At 31.4% G+C, this 236-nt stretch carries 1 protein-coding gene; it reads right to left on the bottom strand.

Going from position 1 to position 236, the window contains the following annotated elements; genetic code table 11:
* On the bottom strand, nucleotides 1-181 hold a 181-nt coding region (locus AAEZ03_RS28885; protein WP_350583434.1), incomplete at its 3' end, for a hypothetical protein.
* Nucleotides 182-236 lie beyond the last annotated feature (55 nt).

Raw genomic sequence — 236 nt, 5'->3', positions numbered from 1 at the left:
ACTTGTACCAGCTTGATTTTTTAATATTTTTTAGTCTCGTTTGTGCTGACTCAGAAAACATTTTTGTTCCACTATCCCATTCATCAACCCAAAATAGTAAAAATAACTCGATAGGAGGAGAAATTTTTACTTTTTTATTATTATTGGGTGTAGATTTTGTAGTACCTGTAGATGAAGACATTACTTACTCCTTTCATTATCACTCTGCCAATCAAGTTTCAAAACCACCTCAATAT

Origin of the sequence: Pseudomonas sp. HY2-MNA-CIBAN-0224, assembly GCF_040310285.1 — a bacterium.
GTDB classification, from domain to species: Bacteria; Pseudomonadota; Gammaproteobacteria; order Pseudomonadales; family Pseudomonadaceae; genus Aquipseudomonas; species Aquipseudomonas helleri.
This window is presented reverse-complemented; position numbering and strand designations above follow the sequence as displayed.